Genomic DNA, 14703 nt, shown 5'->3' with positions numbered 1-14703 from the left:
AAAAGGGCGACTTAAAAGTCGCCCCATTTTTCCACCCGATCGCTATCAGGCTTCAATCGCCACACGCAGTTTCTTCATGGCGTTCTTTTCCAACTGACGCACGCGCTCTGCAGAGACGCCGTATTTGTCGGCCAACTCCTGCAACGTGGTTTTGTTGTCATCGTCCAGCCAACGGGCGCGGATAATATCCTGACTACGCTCGTCGAGGCTCAGCATCGCATCGCTCAGCTTATCAGCCGCATGTGCATCCCAGTTGTCCTCTTCGATGCCATCGGCAAAGTCAGAGGTTTTATCCTGCAGATACAGCACTGGCGCCATTGATTTGCCTTCGCCTGCTTCGTCATCAGACGACATGTCGAAAGTCATATCCTGCGCGGCCATGCGCGATTCCATTTCCAGCACGTCTTTGCTGCTCACGCCCAGCTCGCGTGCGACCATTTCCACTTCGTCCTGGTTGAACCAACCGAGACGCTGTTTGCTTTTACGCAGGTTAAAGAACAGCTTACGCTGAGCTTTGGTGGTCGCGACTTTCACAATACGCCAGTTACGCAGCACGTATTCGTGAATCTCTGCTTTAATCCAGTGCACGGCAAACGACACCAGACGCACGCCGACTTCAGGATTGAAGCGACGCACCGCCTTCATCAGGCCGATGTTACCTTCCTGAATCAGGTCTGCCTGCGGCAAGCCGTAACCGGAGTAGTTACGAGCAATATGAACAACAAAGCGCAGGTGAGAAAGGATCAGCGTCTTAGCTGCATCCAGATCGCCCTGGTAATGCAGCCGCTCAGCCAATGCTTTTTCCTCTTCTGCCGTCAGCACCGGCCAGTTGTTGGCAGCCCGGACGTAAGATTCCAGGTTACCCAGAGGAGCAATCGCTAAAGTTTGCATTTCTTTGGTCATTCAAACCCTCACAAATTCAATGGACTTGCTGCACGGTATTTTGCGCAGACGCTACATTATGTCAACGTCACGAGAAAACCAGAAGCAATCTGTGCTACTTGGACGACAAAGTTATCCACAAGTTCAATTATAGCAGTGAATATTTTACACACAGATGACGGCGGGGGAAATAGGAGAATTCCTCTGCTCCCAGGTCGTCGGCAGCAGAGGAAGAGTATATCAAAAAACGTTGCTTTTGGTTACTGCGGCGTAAAACGGCGTAAATGTTGTACCGTTGCCAGCCAGGCAGCAATCCAGCCGATGATGGCGGCGATCAGCAGTAACAACAGCCCTTCGTCCCAGGAAAAACCTTCCAGCACAAAGGTGGTACCAAACACTGTTGCCACTTGCGCCACCACCGATTGCAGGCGCAACACCAGCACCTCGGAGAGCAGCAGCGACAGCACCGCGCCACCAAAGCCTAACAGCGCACCGCCATACAGGAAGGGACGCAGGATAAAGCCGTCGGTAGCACCAATCAGCTTCTGCACGTTAATGGTATCGCGCCGCGCAAAGATGCTGAGCCGCACACTGTTACCGATCACCAGGAACACCGCGACCACCATCAGCAGGCCAATCATTGAGGCAATCTGCCCCACCAGCCCAGTTAACGCCGCTAAACGCGCGAACCAGCTGTCATCCATGCGCACTTCATCAACGCCTTGCACTTTCGCGACGCGATCGCGCAGATTCGCCATGGTGTCCGAATTCTGGAAATTGAGTTTTGGCGTGATGATAGCCACCGCCGGCAGCGGATTCTGCTCCAGCATGTCCATCGAACCACCAAAACCAGACCAGTTGCGGAACTCATTCAGCGCTTCTTCACGGGTCAGGTAATTGACGTTATCCACGCCATCGAGCTGCTTGAGCTGCGCGGTGACGTTCTCCGCTGCGGTATCATCCAGCGCTTTATCCAGATAAACCGTTAACTGCGGCGCGGGATACCACTGCGTCGCCGCCTGGCTGACGTTCTTCCACACCATGTAGCACACACTCGGCAGCGTCAGGGAAATAGCGATCACCATTACCGTCAGCAGCGTCGCCAGCGGCTGACGCCACATATCCGACAGCGTGCCACGCAGCGCATAGCGCCACTGCTCCTGCCAGCCGCCTTTTAGCGCCTTACTTTTGGAAGGCTGCTTCGCTTTCGGCGCAGGTGCGCGCTTGTTGCGTTTATTGACCATCGTGGCCTCCGTGCAGACGTCCCTGATTGAGCGTCATCACGCGGTAATTCCGGCGTGCAATCAGCGCGACATCGTGCGTTGCCATTAACACCGTGACGCCAACGCGGTTGAACTCTTCGAACAGGCGCAGGATGTCTTCCGACAGCGCGTTGTCGAGGTTACCGGTGGGTTCATCCGCCAGCAGCACCGCTGGCTTGTTCACCACCGCGCGGGCAATGCCGACACGCTGCTGTTCACCGCCAGAGAGCTGAATCGGATAGCTTTTCGCTTTGTCGAGCAGGCCGACTTTATCCAGCGCTGCCGACACGCGACGACGAATATCTTCTCCGCTGGCCCCGGAAATAATCAGCGGGATCGCTACGTTGTCGTAGACCGAACGATCCATCAACAAATGGTGATCCTGGAAAATCATGCCGATCTGACGTCGCAGGAAAGGCACTTCGCTGTGACGCAGACGCGAAATATCGTGGCCGCTAAACCAGATCTGCCCGGCGCTCGGGCGCTCAATGCCACAAATCAGCTTCAGTAAGGTACTTTTCCCCGCGCCGGAATGGCCGGTCAGGAACGCCATTTCGCCGGGACGCAGATGGAAATCCACTCCCTGCAGCGCCTGACGTCCTCCCAGGTAAGCTTTACTGACCTCTTCAAAGCGAATCATCCCAATCATTCCTCTCGGGCAAACAGTGCCTCAATAAAGTCTGCGGCCTTAAATGGCCGTAAATCCTCGATGCCTTCCCCAACACCGATATAACGAATCGGAATGCCGAACTGATCGGCAACCGAGAAGATCACGCCGCCTTTCGCGGTGCCATCCAGTTTCGTCAGGGTGATGCCGGTCAGGCCCACCGCTTCATGGAACAGTTTGGCCTGGCTGATGGCGTTTTGCCCGGTGCTGGCGTCGAGCGTCAGCATCACTTCATGCGGTGCATCTTCATCCAGCTTCTTCATCACGCGGGTAATTTTTTTCAGCTCTTCCATCAGATGCGATTTGTTCTGTAAGCGACCGGCGGTATCAGCGATCAGTACATCCACATTGCGCGACTTGGCGGCCTGAATGGCGTCAAAAATCACCGAGGCAGAATCTGCGCCGGTATGCTGCGCCACCACAGGAATGTTGTTGCGCTGGCCCCAAACCTGCAGCTGCTCAACGGCTGCCGCACGGAAGGTATCACCCGCTGCCAGCATCACCGATTTGCCCTGCGCCTGATACTGACGCGCCAGCTTACCGATGGTGGTAGTTTTACCCACGCCGTTGACGCCAACCATCAGAATGACGAAGGGCGTTTTGCCACCCACTTCCAGCGGCTGATCCACTTTTTCCAAAATGCCGGACATTTCAGCTTTCAGCAGGCCATACAGCGCTTCGGCATCGCGCAGCTGCTTACGATTAGCCTGTTGTGTCAGATTGGTGATGATGCGGCGCGTGGTCTCAACGCCAACGTCGGCAATCAGCAGCTGCTCTTCCAGCTCTTCAAACAGATCGTCATCGATTTTCTTACCACGGAACAGGCCGATAAAACCCGAACCGAGGTTTTCACGGGTTTTGACCAGGCTGCGTTTCAGACGGGCGAAAAAACCCTCTTTGGTAGGACGCTCCTGCTCCTGCGCAATCATCGGCGCAGCGGCCAGAGGCAGATCGCTCACGGTATCCTGCGTAGCTTCGGCTAGCTCGGCATCTTCCGCATAGGTTTCCGCTAACGCCAGCGCTTCCAGTTCTTCATCGGTTAAAGGCGCTTCTTCATCCAGTTCCGGCTCAAGCGCCAGCTCTTCCAGCTGCGGCTCTTCTTCGATTGGTGCCACATCCGGCTGCGTTATCTCTTCCGGCAGCACGTCTTCAACGATTGCGGTAACCGGCTCAGGTTCCTGCGGCTCGATAACCGGCTCTTCAATCAGTTCCGGTTCAACCTGCTGCTGTTCCGCCACCTGCTCGGTGACGGCGACGGTTTCGACAGCCTGCGCTTCGGCGCGATCGAGCGCACTCTCTTCAACGGCAGGCTCAGCGACCACCTCGGTGGTTTGCTGCTGCTCTTCAGCAGGTTGTTGCGTCTCTTCTTCTTTGCCAAAGCCTAACCAGGAAAAAAAGCCGCGTTTTTTCTCTTTTGCCATTGTGTGACCCTACTCCTCGATGGCTTATTCCCGGTAGCACGCTTGTTCCCAGGGGATAAAATATTCAATTTTAAGCGGGTGAGCGGCGTAAAAATCAGGTAATTACGCGCACTATACCAACTCAGTAGTCTAACACTTTCCAGCCAGCGCACCACAGCACCCTTTTTTAACGTTTCTTCTGCCCGCTACGCCCGTTAAACTACGCAACAAATTATGACGAGTTGTGAGCGAAATGAGTAAATCCCCCCGCAACAGCAGCGCTGGCCAGATCCGCATCATTGGCGGTCAGTGGCGCGGCCGTAAATTACCGGTGCCGGATAGCGCAGGTTTGCGCCCCACCACCGATCGCGTACGTGAAACCCTGTTCAACTGGCTGGCACCGGATATCCAGGAAGCGCGCTGCCTCGATTGTTTCGCCGGCAGCGGCGCGTTAGGGCTGGAAGCGCTGTCTCGTTATGCGGCTTCAGCCACGCTGCTGGAGCTGGAGCGTTCGGTGGCGCAACAGCTGTCACAGAACCTGCAAACGCTGCGCGCCACCCAGGCCAAGGTGGTGCAAACCAACACGCTGCAGTGGCTGAGTCAGCCGGGCGAGCCGTTTGACGTGGTGTTTGTCGATCCGCCGTTCCGTAAAGGGTTGTTACAGGAAACGTTGACGCTGTTAGAGCAGAATGGCTGGTTAGCGGCTGAAGCGCTGATTTATGTCGAGAGTGAAGTGGAAAACGGCACGCCCGTAGCACCCGCGAATTGGGATTTGTATCGCGAGAAGATTGCCGGTCAGGTGGCTTATCGCCTTTATCAACGTCAACAGGAGACGCACGATGTGGCTTAATTTGGGACGTTTACTGATGATTTGCGTCTGGGCCTTTTTGCTGCTCAATCTGGTGCAACCTTTCCCGACGCCGCTGCGTTATTTCGTGCACGTGGCGCTGTTCTTTATGGTGATTATGCACGGCCTGCAGCTGGTGTTGCTGCGCGCGACCCAGCCGAAAGACGCGCCGAAACTGAGCGGCGTAACCCAGGCGAAGATCTTCTTCTTTGGCGTGTTTGAGCTGCTGGCGTGGCAGAAAAAGCATTATCCGAAGATGTAGTTTCGTGCGGTTTGTGACCAGGTCGCCATGTCGTGCGGCTTATAGCCAGGTCGCCATGAATGGCGACCCTACTGGGCCGGAGTAAAACTTACAAAACGCGTGCCCTTCATCTTCAACTCGCCCTTCGCGCCCTTATCGATCTGGTGATACTCGTTCGCGTTCACCGTCACTTTGATATCGCTGGCACCGTTCAGCGGATGGAACCAGGCTTCATACTTCATATCTTCCGCCACAATCTCTTCGCGCTGACGTGAACGGCGATTGGGCGACGGAAATTCGCGTTTAGTTTTCACTTCCACGCTCAGCGAGCGCACCGGCGAGGCATCGTTCACCGCCGTTTCGCGGCGCTGTTTAATAAACTGACGGGTCGCCAAAACGGCAATAATGGCCAGTACGATGAAAAAGATTAGCGGTGGTTTGCTCATGATTTATCTCGTGCTTTGCGTTAATTCGGAACGGGTAAAGACGACAAAGCATACAACCAGAGTCGGCTGATTGTCACATTCGGCGGCGGTAACTTACACTGAGAGGGTGATTTTGGGAAAATTCATCAAACTGGCGGACATTTCGTCCAGAAAAGGGAGAAAAAATGCTTTGGTCTTTCCTTGCCGTACTTTTTTCCGGCTGGCTCTACGTCGATGCTTCATACCGCGGTCCGCAATGGCAACGCTGGCTATTTAAACCTGTCACCTTGCTGTTGCTCGTTGCATGGGCGTGGCAAGCTCCAACCTTCAACACCACCGATTATTTGATTCTGGCCGGTCTGGTCGCCACGCTGGTGGGTGACGCGTTAATGCTGTTGCCGCGTCAGCAAATGCTTTATGCGCTGGGCGCGTTCTTCCTGTCGCATCTGCTGTACACCATCAGTTTTGCCGCGCACATGACCATGAGTTTCTTCTGGCCGATTCCTCTCACCTTGCTGATTATTGGTGTGATTGTTATCGGGATTCTGTGGAGCAAACTGGAAGATCTGCGCTGGCCGATCTGCACCTTAATCGGCATGACGCTGGTGATGAACTGGATGGCAGCGGAGAACTACTTCTTCCGTCCAACTGACTTCAGCTTCTCGCTGCTGGTGGGTGCCGCGTTGCTGCTATTGGCTAATATTGTTTGGTTTATCTCGCATTATCGCCGCCGTTTCAGCGCCGATAGCGCCATCGTCGCCGCCTGCTACTTCGCCGGTCACTTCATGATTGCGCGTTCACTGTGGCTCTACTGAAGATAACGTCACCTTCCGCTTGACTCTGGAGTCCACTCCAGAGTGTAGCATTAGGGCGCGGGCATCAGCCCGCCCCTGATTCCGGAGGTTATATGCATCAACATGCTCACCCTTGCCGCTGTGGCAAATCTCACCGTCAGCCGCAGCCGCTGTGCTCAATTCGCAGCATAAAACCCGCAACACTAAAAATCTCCGCGGCGCAGCCCGTCACGCCAGACAGCGATTGCGGCTGCTGTGACAGCGACAGCGGATCGCCCGGCGGCGAAAGCGACGCCGAAAGCGACAGGCCCGCCATCTCTTCACACCAATTTCGCTGGCAGATTGCGGGTATGGATTGCCCCAGCTGCGCGCGTAAAATCGAAACCGCCGTGCAACGGGTACCGCAGGTTCAGCAAGCACGAGTAATTTTTGCCAGTGAAAAACTGGTAGTCGATGCCGACCACGATATTCGCGCCACCATCGAGCAGGTGGTGAAAAATGCCGGCTTCACGCTGAGCGCCAGCGATTCCTCATCGCCTCCACAACCCGAAAGCCGCTGGCAGGAAAATGCCGGTTTGCTGCTGCTTGGCGTACTAATGCTCGCCAGTTGGCTGCTGAGCCAGTTTTCGCCGCTTTGGGGCGATCGCCTGTTTATCGCCACCACCTTGGTTGGCCTCGCACCTATCGCGCGCAACGCGTGGAAACTGCTGCGCAACGGTTCGCCGTTCAGTATTGAGATGTTGATGACCATTGCCGCCGCCGGTGCGCTGGTGATTGGCGCGCATGCCGAAGCCGCGATGGTGCTGCTGCTGTTCCAACTGGGAGAACGCCTCGAAGCTTACGCGGCGGCACGCGCGCGCAAAGGCGTGACGGCGCTGATGGCGCTGCGTCCTGATACCGCCACGCGCATCAACGGCACGCAGCGGGAAAACGTCCGTTTAGAGGAGCTGCAACCCGGCGATGTGATTGAGGTAGCGGCCGGCGGGCGTTTACCCGCCGATGGCGAACTGCTGCAGGCCAGCGCCAGCTTTGATGAAAGTGCGCTAACTGGTGAATCGCTGCCGGTGGCGCGTGAGCCTGGCGAACAGATCATGGCCGGTGCCACCAGCCTCGATCGTTTGGTGACGCTGAAAGTCATTTCCCAGCCCGGACAAAGTGCCATTGACCGCATCCTGCAACTGATTGAGGAAGCCGAAACCCATCGTGCGCCGGTTGAGCGTTTTATCGATCGCTTTAGCCGCATTTATACGCCCGCCATAATGCTGCTGGCGCTGCTGGTGATGGTGCTGCCGCCGCTGCTCGGCTTTGGCGAATGGTTGCCGTGGATTTATAAAGGGCTAACGCTGCTATTGATTGGTTGCCCGTGTGCGCTGGTGATCTCTACGCCTGCCGCTATCACCTCCGGCCTGGCCGCCGCCGCGCGTCAGGGCGCGCTGATCAAAGGCGGCGCGGCGCTGGAGCGTCTCAGTCGTGTGAGCATGATGGCGTTCGACAAAACCGGCACGCTGACCGCCGGTAAACCGCAGATCAGCCACATTCAGCCCTTTGGCGCGATGGCGGAAGACAATCTGCTGAGTATCGCCGCCGCCGTTGAACAAGGATCCACCCATCCGCTGGCGCGGGCGATTGTCAGCGAAGCCGAGCGTCGCGCGCTCACCATTCCGCAAGCTGCACAGCAGCAAACGCTGGCCGGCAGCGGCATTCGTGCCGCGATTGCAGGCGTAACTTATCAGCTGCTCACGCCGCGCGAAGTCGGCCATCTCGACAACGCACAGCAACAGCAAATTGCTGAATTGGAAGCGCAGGGCCAAACCGTGGTGTTGCTGTTACAAGAACAGCAGGTGCTGGGCGCGTTAGCGTTGCAGGACCAGCTACGTAGCGAAGCGATCAGCGCGCTGGCTGAGTTGCAGCAGCTTGGTGTGAATAGCGTGATGCTGACCGGCGACAATCCACGCGCGGCCGCCGCCATTGCGGCTGAACTCAACATCGATTATCGCGCGGGTTTGCTGCCCGCTGATAAAGTTGAAGCGATAAGAACGCTGGGCGCACAGCAATCACTGGCGATGGTTGGTGATGGCATTAACGATGCGCCCGCCATGAAAGCCGCCACCATTGGCATTGCGATGGGCAGCGGCACCGATGTGGCGCTGGAAGCGGCGGATGTGGCATTAACGCAAAACCAGCTGGCGATTCTGCCGCGTACCCTTGTGCTGGCACGGCGCACGCGCGCCATCATTCGTCAGAACGTGGCGCTGGCGTTGGGATTAAAGGCGATTTTTCTGGTCACCACGCTGCTCGGCTTCACCGGTTTGTGGCTGGCGGTCTTAGCGGATTCTGGTGCCACCGCACTGGTGACAGCCAACGCGCTGCGCTTGCTGCGTCAGCGTTAAGCGCCTTTTTTAATCAGAAACTGGTACGGCAGGCTTTCGGTCTGCTGTGCCAGCAACTCATGCTCCATAAAGCGGCAGAAACCGGGAATATCGCGCGTGGTGGCGGGATCGTCAGCAATGATCAGCAAGGTTTCACCAGCCTGCATGCTGCGCACGGTTTTACGCACCATCATTACCGGCTCCGGGCAGCGCAGGCCAAGGGCATCAAGCTGATGGTCTGGCGCAGAAAAGGGATCGCTCATGATTCTCTGTCAGTTGTTAGTGATAGGCGCTCATTCTAGCGCGCGAATGAGCCAACGCAAGGCGATAACGATTGCGTTAAAATTAACCATTGCATAAATTGCGCAACGCGTTAAGATGCCGCCGATTTTTTATTTACCATCGTGCCAACGCGCGAACCTGGGTTCCCTCACCCCATCACTAAAAAGGCTTACAATGATCAACTTCTCTGCACGTCAGCGCATGCATGCGCTGTTTTGGCTATCGCTTTTCCATCTGCTGGTGATCACGTCCAGTAACTATTTGGTACAGCTGCCGGTTTCCATCTTTGGCTTCCACACCACATGGGGCGCGTTTAGCTTTCCGTTTATTTTCCTCGCTACCGATCTCACCGTGCGTATCTTTGGCGCGCCGCTGGCTCGTCGCATTATTCTGGCGGTGATGATTCCTGCGCTGGTGATCTCCTACATCGTTTCCTGCGTGTTCTATCAGGGCGAATGGCAAGGTTGGGCATCACTGGAAGAGGTGAATTTGTTTGTTGCACGTATCGCCTGCGCCAGCTTTATGGCTTATGCGCTGGGACAGATTCTCGACGTCCACGTTTTTAACCGTTTGCGCCGTTTATCGCAGTGGTGGATTGCCCCAGCGGCAGCGATGTTCCTCGGTAATATCAGCGATACGCTGGCCTTCTTTTTCATCGCTTTCTACAAGAGTCCAGACCCGTTTATGGCGGCACATTGGGTCGAAATCGCACTGGTGGATTACAGCTTCAAAGTGCTGATCTGCATGATCTTCTTCCTGCCCGCTTACGGCGTGCTGCTGAATGCCATGCTGAAGCGCCTAGCCGAACGTTCTGCGCAGCAGCAGATCAATTTCGGTTAATTGCATATAGACGAAACGCCACCACACGCTAAGATTTCCTGACACTCCGGCGGTTGCTTTTAACCGCCGATTCCGTTTTGATAACGCCTGACTGGAATCATGTAAAAGGGAAAAGAATGCGTAACGTAGTGAAATATGTGGGTATTGGCCTGTTGGTTATCGGCCTGGCGGCATGTGACCAGAAGAAAGATGATGCGGCAGCGAACAGCAACGGTGCGAGCGCCAGCCAGTCGGCCCAGACGGTTAACCTGATGGACGGCAAACTGAGCTTCTCACTGCCTGCGGGCATGTCTGACAAGAGCGGCAAGCTCGGCTCTGAATCCACCAACATGCACGTCTATGCCGACGAAACCGGTCAGCGCGCGATTATCGTGATTGCGGGTGATCCAACCAATGAAGCGCTTGATGCGCTGGCACAGCGCCTGGAACAACAGCAGCGCAGCCGCGATCCACAGCTGCAGGTGGTGTCTAACAAAGCGGTGACGCTGAAAGACCAGCCGGCACAGCAGCTGGATACGGTGATTTCTGCCAACAATCAGACCTCATGGTCTTCGGTAATTCTGGCAAAAGTGGACGGCAAACTGCTGACACTGCAGATTACCTTGCCAGCGGATAACCAGCAGCAAGCGCAGAGCGATGCTGATGGCATCGTCAAAAGCATCACATTGAAGTAAGCCTTAAAACGGTCGCCATGAATGGCGACCCTACAAATGGCTCAATGCGGTTTTCGTAGGGTCGCCATTCATGGCGACCTGGTTTGCCATCCCCGCTTTACAATCTCACTGGCGAAATGTGCCAGATCTCATCCGCATACTCCTGAATGGTGCGGTCCGACGAGAAATAACCCATATTGGCGATATTCAGCGCCGCGCTGCGTTGCCACTTATCCGGCTGACGATAAAGCTTGTCCACCTTGTCCTGCGTATCCACATAGCTACGGTAATCCGCCAGCAGCTGATAGTGATCGCCGAAGTTCACCAGCGCATCAAACAGATTACGGTAGCGCCCTGGCTCCTGCGGGCTGAACACGCCGCTGGCGATTTGCGTCAGCGCCTGATGCAGCTCGGGATCGTCCTCGTAATACTTACGCGGGTTGTAACCGTCGGTGCGCAGCTTCTCTACCTGCGGCGTGGTGTTGCCGAAGATAAAGATATTCTCCTTGCCGACATGCTCCAGCATCTCAACGTTTGCACCATCCAGCGTGCCGATAGTTAACGCGCCGTTCAGCGCAAACTTCATGTTACTGGTACCCGACGCTTCAGTTCCCGCCGTTGAAATCTGCTCGGAGAGATCCGCCGCCGGAATGATGATCTGCGCCAGGCTCACGCCATAGTTCGGAATGAACACCACCTTCAGCTTGTTCTTCACCTGCGGATCGTTGTTGATCACATTGGCAACGTCGTTGATCAGGTGAATGATGTGCTTCGCCACGTAATAGGCCGACGCCGCTTTACCGGCGAAGATATTGACGCGCGGCACCCATTCGGCGCTGGGATCGGCCTTGATGCGGTTGTAGCGCGTAATCACGTGCAGCACGTTCAGCAACTGACGTTTGTACTCGTGGATGCGCTTGATCTGCACATCGAACAGCGCATGCGGATCAAGCACGATATCCATGTTCTTCGCCACCCAATCCGCCAGGCGTTTCTTGTTGGCGAACTTGGCGTCGGCGATCTGTTCGATAAAAGCCGGATAATCGACCTGCGTGGACAGTTCGTTGAGCTGGCCGAGATCGGTTCGCCAGTTGCGGCCAATCGCCTCATCCAGCACGTCGGAGAGTGCCGGATTGGCCAGCGCCAGCCAGCGACGTGGCGTCACGCCGTTGGTTTTATTGCAGAAACGGCCAGGGAACAGACGCGCGAAGTCAGCGAACAGCGATTGCACCATCAAGTTGGAGTGCAGCTCCGACACGCCGTTTACCTTGTGACTCACCACCACCGCCAGCCACGCCATGCGAATACGGCGGCCATCATTTTCGTCGATGATCGAGATACGCGACATCAAGTCCCAATCATCCGGATAGTATTCCTGGATAGTTTTGAGGAAGTAGTCGTTGATTTCAAAGATGATGCTGAGATGACGCGGCAGGATCTTGCCGATCATATCCACCGGCCAGGTTTCCAGCGCTTCGGTCATCAGCGTGTGGTTGGTGTAGGAGAACACCTGACAGGTCACTTCAAAGGCATCGTCCCAGCTGAATTTCTGCTCATCGATCAGCAGACGCATCAGTTCCGGAATTGCCAGCACCGGATGCGTATCGTTAAGGTGGATGGCAATTTTGTCTGGCAGATTGTCCCAGGTTTCATGCATCTGCCAGTGACGATTGAGAATATCCTGCACCGTCGAGGAGACGAGGAAATACTCCTGACGCAGACGGAGCTCGCGCCCCGAATAGGTGGAGTCATCCGGATAGAGCACGCGTGACACGTTTTCCGAGTGGTTTTTATCTTCTACCGCAGCAAAGTAATCGCCCTGATTGAACTTACCGAGGTTGATTTCGTTACTGGCCTGCGCGCCCCACAGACGCAGCGTGTTGGTGGCATCGGTATCAAAACCGGGAATGATTTGATCGTAAGCCATCGCCACGATCTCCTCGGTTTCCACCCAGCGTACCCGCGCGCCTTCGTGCTGCAGACGGCCACCGAATCGCACTTTGTAGCGCGTGTTAAAGCGCTGAAATTCCCACGGATTGCCGTATTCCAGCCAGTAATCCGGCGATTCGCGCTGTTGCCCATCAACGATGTTCTGCTTAAACATGCCGTAATCGTAACGGATGCCGTAGCCGCGCCCCGGCAAACCGAGCGTGGCGAGCGAATCGAGGAAGCAGGCCGCCAAACGTCCCAAACCGCCGTTGCCGAGGCCAGGATCGTTCTCCTCTTCCATTAGCTCGCTAAGGTCGAGGCCCATCTCCTCCAGCGCCTGATTGAGATCCTCATAAATGCCCATCGCCAGCAACGCGTTGCCGAGCGTGCGCCCCATCAGGAACTCCATCGACAGATAATAAACCTGTCGCACATCCTGCGAGAGCTGCGCGCGGCTGGAGCGCAGCCAGCGTTCCACCATGCGATCACGTACCGCCAGCAAAGCGGCGTTAAGCCACTCATGCTTATTCGCAATCGATGGATCTTTACCAATAGTAAACATCAGCTTATAGGCGATTGAGTGCTTCAGCGCATCAACCGTCAGCGTGGGTGAGGCATAGGTGAAAGGTGCATTCATATCAAGTATCCCAATCTCTCATTACAGCAAACGTTGATAAAGATCGCGGTAGGCTTGTGCTGCCACCTGCCAACTAAAATCCATCCCCATCGCCTGCCGCTGAACGTAGCGCCAGAGTGCAGGACGAGACCACAGAACAAATGCGCGCCGAATCGCCCGCAGCAGCGACCAGGCATTACTGTCTTCGAAAGTGAAACCGCTGGCGACGCCATCCGCCAGGTTCTCAAGCGAGCTGTCTTGCACCGTATCCGCCAGCCCGCCGGTGCGACGCACCAGCGGCAGCGTGCCATACTTCAAACCATACAGCTGAGTTAAGCCGCACGGCTCAAAACGGCTCGGCACCATAATCACATCCGCGCCGCCGACAATGCGATGCGAGAAGGCTTCGTGATAACCAATCTGCACGCCAACGCGGCCCGGATGCTCCGCCGCCGCCGCAAGGAAACCTTGCTGCAACTCGGCATCGCCCTGGCCGAGCAGCACCAGTTGTCCGCCCTGCGCCAGCAAACCCGGCAACGCTTCCAGCACCAGATCCAGCCCTTTCTGTTTGGTCAGACGGCTGATAACGCAGAACACCGGCGCTTTATCATCCACCTTCAGGCCCATGGCAATTTGTAGCTGGCGCTTGTTCTCCGCTTTGCTCTCCAGCGTTTCGCTGTCGTAGCGCGCGGTGAGCAGCAGATCGTGTGCCGGATCCCAAATGCCCGGATCGACGCCGTTCAAAATCCCGCTCAGCCGCCCTTCACGCAGCCGCTGTTCGAGCAGCGCTTCCATGCCGTAACCAAATTCGGGTCGGGTGATCTCCAGCGCGTAAGTCGGGCTGACCGCCGTTATATGATCGGCATAAAACAGGCCTGCCTTGAGGTAAGAAATTTGCCCGAAGAACTCCAGTCCATGCATATCGAAGAAGGCGCGTGGGATCTGGATTTCATCCAGATGACGCGCAGAAAACAGCCCTTGATACGCCAGGTTATGCACGGTAAATACCGTTTTCGCCGGACGACCGCGCGCGGCGATATAGGCGCAGGTTAAGCCTGCATGCCAGTCATGTGCGTGCACGATGTCTGGCTGCCAATCCGTATCTAACCCGCTGGCAATCTCGGCGCCCATCCAGCCCAGCAGCGCAAAACGCAGGTAGTTATCCACGTAAGCAAACTGCGAGGTATCGTGATACGGGCTGCCGGGACGTTCATACAATCCCGGCGCATCGATTAAATAAATACCAACGCCGTTAAAATGTCCAAAAAGTAAGCGTACCGGCCCAGCAAAAGTTTGCAACTCCGCCAGGACCTCAGTATCAGGAATTCCTTTACGCAGATCCGGATAGGCGGGAATCAACACCCGCGCATCCGTACCATCGGCTATTTGCGCCTGTGGTAATGCACCGACGACATCAGCCAGTCCGCCGGTTTTCAACAGCGGGAAAAGCTCTGAACAGACATGTAAAACCTGCATCCTGAACCCCTATTATGTGA

The 14703-nt window shown here is 55.9% G+C and carries 14 protein-coding genes; 6 read left to right on the top strand and 8 right to left on the bottom strand.

The window, feature by feature from the left end; all coding sequences use genetic code 11:
- Positions 1-45: 45 nt before the first annotated feature.
- From rpoH to ftsY, 4 genes are all read right to left on the bottom strand, one after another.
- Positions 46-903, bottom strand: a complete 858-nt coding sequence (rpoH, locus tag VIJ98_RS01410) for an RNA polymerase sigma factor RpoH (RefSeq protein WP_008109892.1) — start codon at positions 901-903, stop codon at positions 46-48.
- Positions 904-1142: 239 nt separating this feature from the next.
- Positions 1143-2126: a permease-like cell division protein FtsX gene (gene ftsX, locus VIJ98_RS01405; RefSeq protein WP_008109891.1), complete on the bottom strand. Its 984-nt coding sequence runs from the start codon at positions 2124-2126 to the stop codon at positions 1143-1145.
- The gene (gene ftsE / locus VIJ98_RS01400) at positions 2116-2784 is read right to left on the bottom strand and encodes a cell division ATP-binding protein FtsE (protein WP_323271917.1); all 669 of its coding nucleotides are present in this window, start codon (positions 2782-2784) and stop codon (positions 2116-2118) included. The genes ftsX and ftsE overlap by 11 nt, the downstream gene beginning before the upstream one ends.
- A gap of 5 nt (positions 2785-2789) precedes the next feature.
- On the bottom strand, positions 2790-4232 hold the full coding sequence (ftsY, locus tag VIJ98_RS01395) for a signal recognition particle-docking protein FtsY (RefSeq protein WP_323271915.1): 1443 nt from the start codon (positions 4230-4232) through the stop codon (positions 2790-2792).
- Between the two features lie 232 nt (positions 4233-4464).
- Here ftsY and rsmD point away from each other — a divergent pair, with 232 nt between their 5' ends.
- Positions 4465-5061, top strand: coding sequence for a 16S rRNA (guanine(966)-N(2))-methyltransferase (gene rsmD / locus VIJ98_RS01390; protein ID WP_323271913.1), 597 nt, complete (start codon positions 4465-4467; stop codon positions 5059-5061).
- Positions 5051-5320, top strand: coding sequence for a DUF1145 family protein (locus tag VIJ98_RS01385; RefSeq protein WP_008109883.1), 270 nt, complete (start codon positions 5051-5053; stop codon positions 5318-5320). The genes rsmD and VIJ98_RS01385 overlap by 11 nt, the downstream gene beginning before the upstream one ends.
- A 68-nt stretch (positions 5321-5388) precedes the next feature.
- Here the strand turns inward: VIJ98_RS01385 and VIJ98_RS01380 are convergent, their stop codons facing one another.
- A complete protein-coding gene (locus VIJ98_RS01380) occupies positions 5389-5745 on the bottom strand; it encodes a DUF2500 domain-containing protein (RefSeq protein WP_323271910.1) in 357 nt (118 codons plus the stop codon).
- 164 nt (positions 5746-5909) lie between these two features.
- On the opposite strand from VIJ98_RS01380, the gene VIJ98_RS01375 reads away from it, so the two are divergent.
- Both VIJ98_RS01375 and VIJ98_RS01370 read left to right on the top strand, forming a co-directional pair.
- Positions 5910-6539, top strand: a complete 630-nt coding sequence (locus tag VIJ98_RS01375; protein WP_323271909.1) for a lysoplasmalogenase — start codon at positions 5910-5912, stop codon at positions 6537-6539.
- A gap of 92 nt (positions 6540-6631) precedes the next feature.
- Positions 6632-8908, top strand: coding sequence for a zinc/cadmium/mercury/lead-transporting ATPase (locus VIJ98_RS01370; protein ID WP_323271907.1), 2277 nt, complete (start codon positions 6632-6634; stop codon positions 8906-8908).
- On the opposite strand, the gene tusA is transcribed toward VIJ98_RS01370, so the two are convergent.
- Positions 8905-9150 carry a sulfurtransferase TusA gene (gene tusA, locus VIJ98_RS01365; RefSeq protein WP_036649974.1) on the bottom strand — a complete coding sequence of 82 codons (246 nt, stop codon included), beginning with the start codon at positions 9148-9150 and terminating at the stop codon, positions 8905-8907. The two genes, VIJ98_RS01370 and tusA, sit on opposite strands and share 4 nt — an antisense overlap.
- A gap of 193 nt (positions 9151-9343) precedes the next feature.
- Here tusA and VIJ98_RS01360 point away from each other — a divergent pair, with 193 nt between their 5' ends.
- Together VIJ98_RS01360 and VIJ98_RS01355 are read left to right on the top strand one after the other, a co-directional pair.
- The gene (locus VIJ98_RS01360) at positions 9344-10009 is read left to right on the top strand and encodes a 7-cyano-7-deazaguanine/7-aminomethyl-7-deazaguanine transporter (RefSeq protein WP_008109874.1); all 666 of its coding nucleotides are present in this window, start codon (positions 9344-9346) and stop codon (positions 10007-10009) included.
- Between the two features lie 116 nt (positions 10010-10125).
- Complete coding sequence (locus VIJ98_RS01355; RefSeq protein WP_097095266.1) at positions 10126-10683, top strand: DcrB family lipoprotein; 558 nt, start codon at positions 10126-10128, stop codon at positions 10681-10683.
- A gap of 97 nt (positions 10684-10780) precedes the next feature.
- Here VIJ98_RS01355 and glgP read toward each other — a convergent pair whose 3' ends face one another.
- The gene (gene glgP / locus VIJ98_RS01350) at positions 10781-13228 is read right to left on the bottom strand and encodes a glycogen phosphorylase (RefSeq protein WP_061718409.1); all 2448 of its coding nucleotides are present in this window, start codon (positions 13226-13228) and stop codon (positions 10781-10783) included.
- A 21-nt stretch (positions 13229-13249) separates the two neighbouring features.
- Complete coding sequence (gene glgA, locus VIJ98_RS01345; RefSeq protein WP_008109867.1) at positions 13250-14683, bottom strand: glycogen synthase GlgA; 1434 nt, start codon at positions 14681-14683, stop codon at positions 13250-13252.
- Between the last annotated feature and the right edge of the window lie 20 nt (positions 14684-14703).

Origin of the sequence: Pantoea sp. S18 (genome assembly GCF_045689705.1) — a bacterium.
GTDB classification, from domain to species: Bacteria; Pseudomonadota; Gammaproteobacteria; order Enterobacterales; family Enterobacteriaceae; genus Pantoea; species Pantoea symbiotica.
The sequence above is the reverse complement of the archived record's forward strand: the minus strand, read 5'-3'. Positions and strand labels throughout refer to the sequence as shown.

Bases quoted from the DNA above. Each gene is read 5' to 3' on its own strand.
- rpoH (WP_008109892.1), bottom strand. From the start codon at position 903: ATGACCAAAGAAATGCAAACTTTAGCGATTGCTCCTCTGGGTAACCTG.
- ftsX (WP_008109891.1), bottom strand. From the start codon at position 2,126: ATGGTCAATAAACGCAACAAGCGCGCACCTGCGCCGAAAGCGAAGCAG.
- ftsE (WP_323271917.1), bottom strand. From the start codon at position 2,784: ATGATTCGCTTTGAAGAGGTCAGTAAAGCTTACCTGGGAGGACGTCAG.
- ftsY (WP_323271915.1), bottom strand. From the start codon at position 4,232: ATGGCAAAAGAGAAAAAACGCGGCTTTTTTTCCTGGTTAGGCTTTGGC.
- rsmD (WP_323271913.1), top strand. From the start codon at position 4,465: ATGAGTAAATCCCCCCGCAACAGCAGCGCTGGCCAGATCCGCATCATT.
- VIJ98_RS01385 (WP_008109883.1), top strand. From the start codon at position 5,051: ATGTGGCTTAATTTGGGACGTTTACTGATGATTTGCGTCTGGGCCTTT.
- VIJ98_RS01380 (WP_323271910.1), bottom strand. From the start codon at position 5,745: ATGAGCAAACCACCGCTAATCTTTTTCATCGTACTGGCCATTATTGCC.
- VIJ98_RS01375 (WP_323271909.1), top strand. From the start codon at position 5,910: ATGCTTTGGTCTTTCCTTGCCGTACTTTTTTCCGGCTGGCTCTACGTC.
- VIJ98_RS01370 (WP_323271907.1), top strand. From the start codon at position 6,632: ATGCATCAACATGCTCACCCTTGCCGCTGTGGCAAATCTCACCGTCAG.
- tusA (WP_036649974.1), bottom strand. From the start codon at position 9,150: ATGAGCGATCCCTTTTCTGCGCCAGACCATCAGCTTGATGCCCTTGGC.
- VIJ98_RS01360 (WP_008109874.1), top strand. From the start codon at position 9,344: ATGATCAACTTCTCTGCACGTCAGCGCATGCATGCGCTGTTTTGGCTA.
- VIJ98_RS01355 (WP_097095266.1), top strand. From the start codon at position 10,126: ATGCGTAACGTAGTGAAATATGTGGGTATTGGCCTGTTGGTTATCGGC.
- glgP (WP_061718409.1), bottom strand. From the start codon at position 13,228: ATGAATGCACCTTTCACCTATGCCTCACCCACGCTGACGGTTGATGCG.
- glgA (WP_008109867.1), bottom strand. From the start codon at position 14,683: ATGCAGGTTTTACATGTCTGTTCAGAGCTTTTCCCGCTGTTGAAAACC.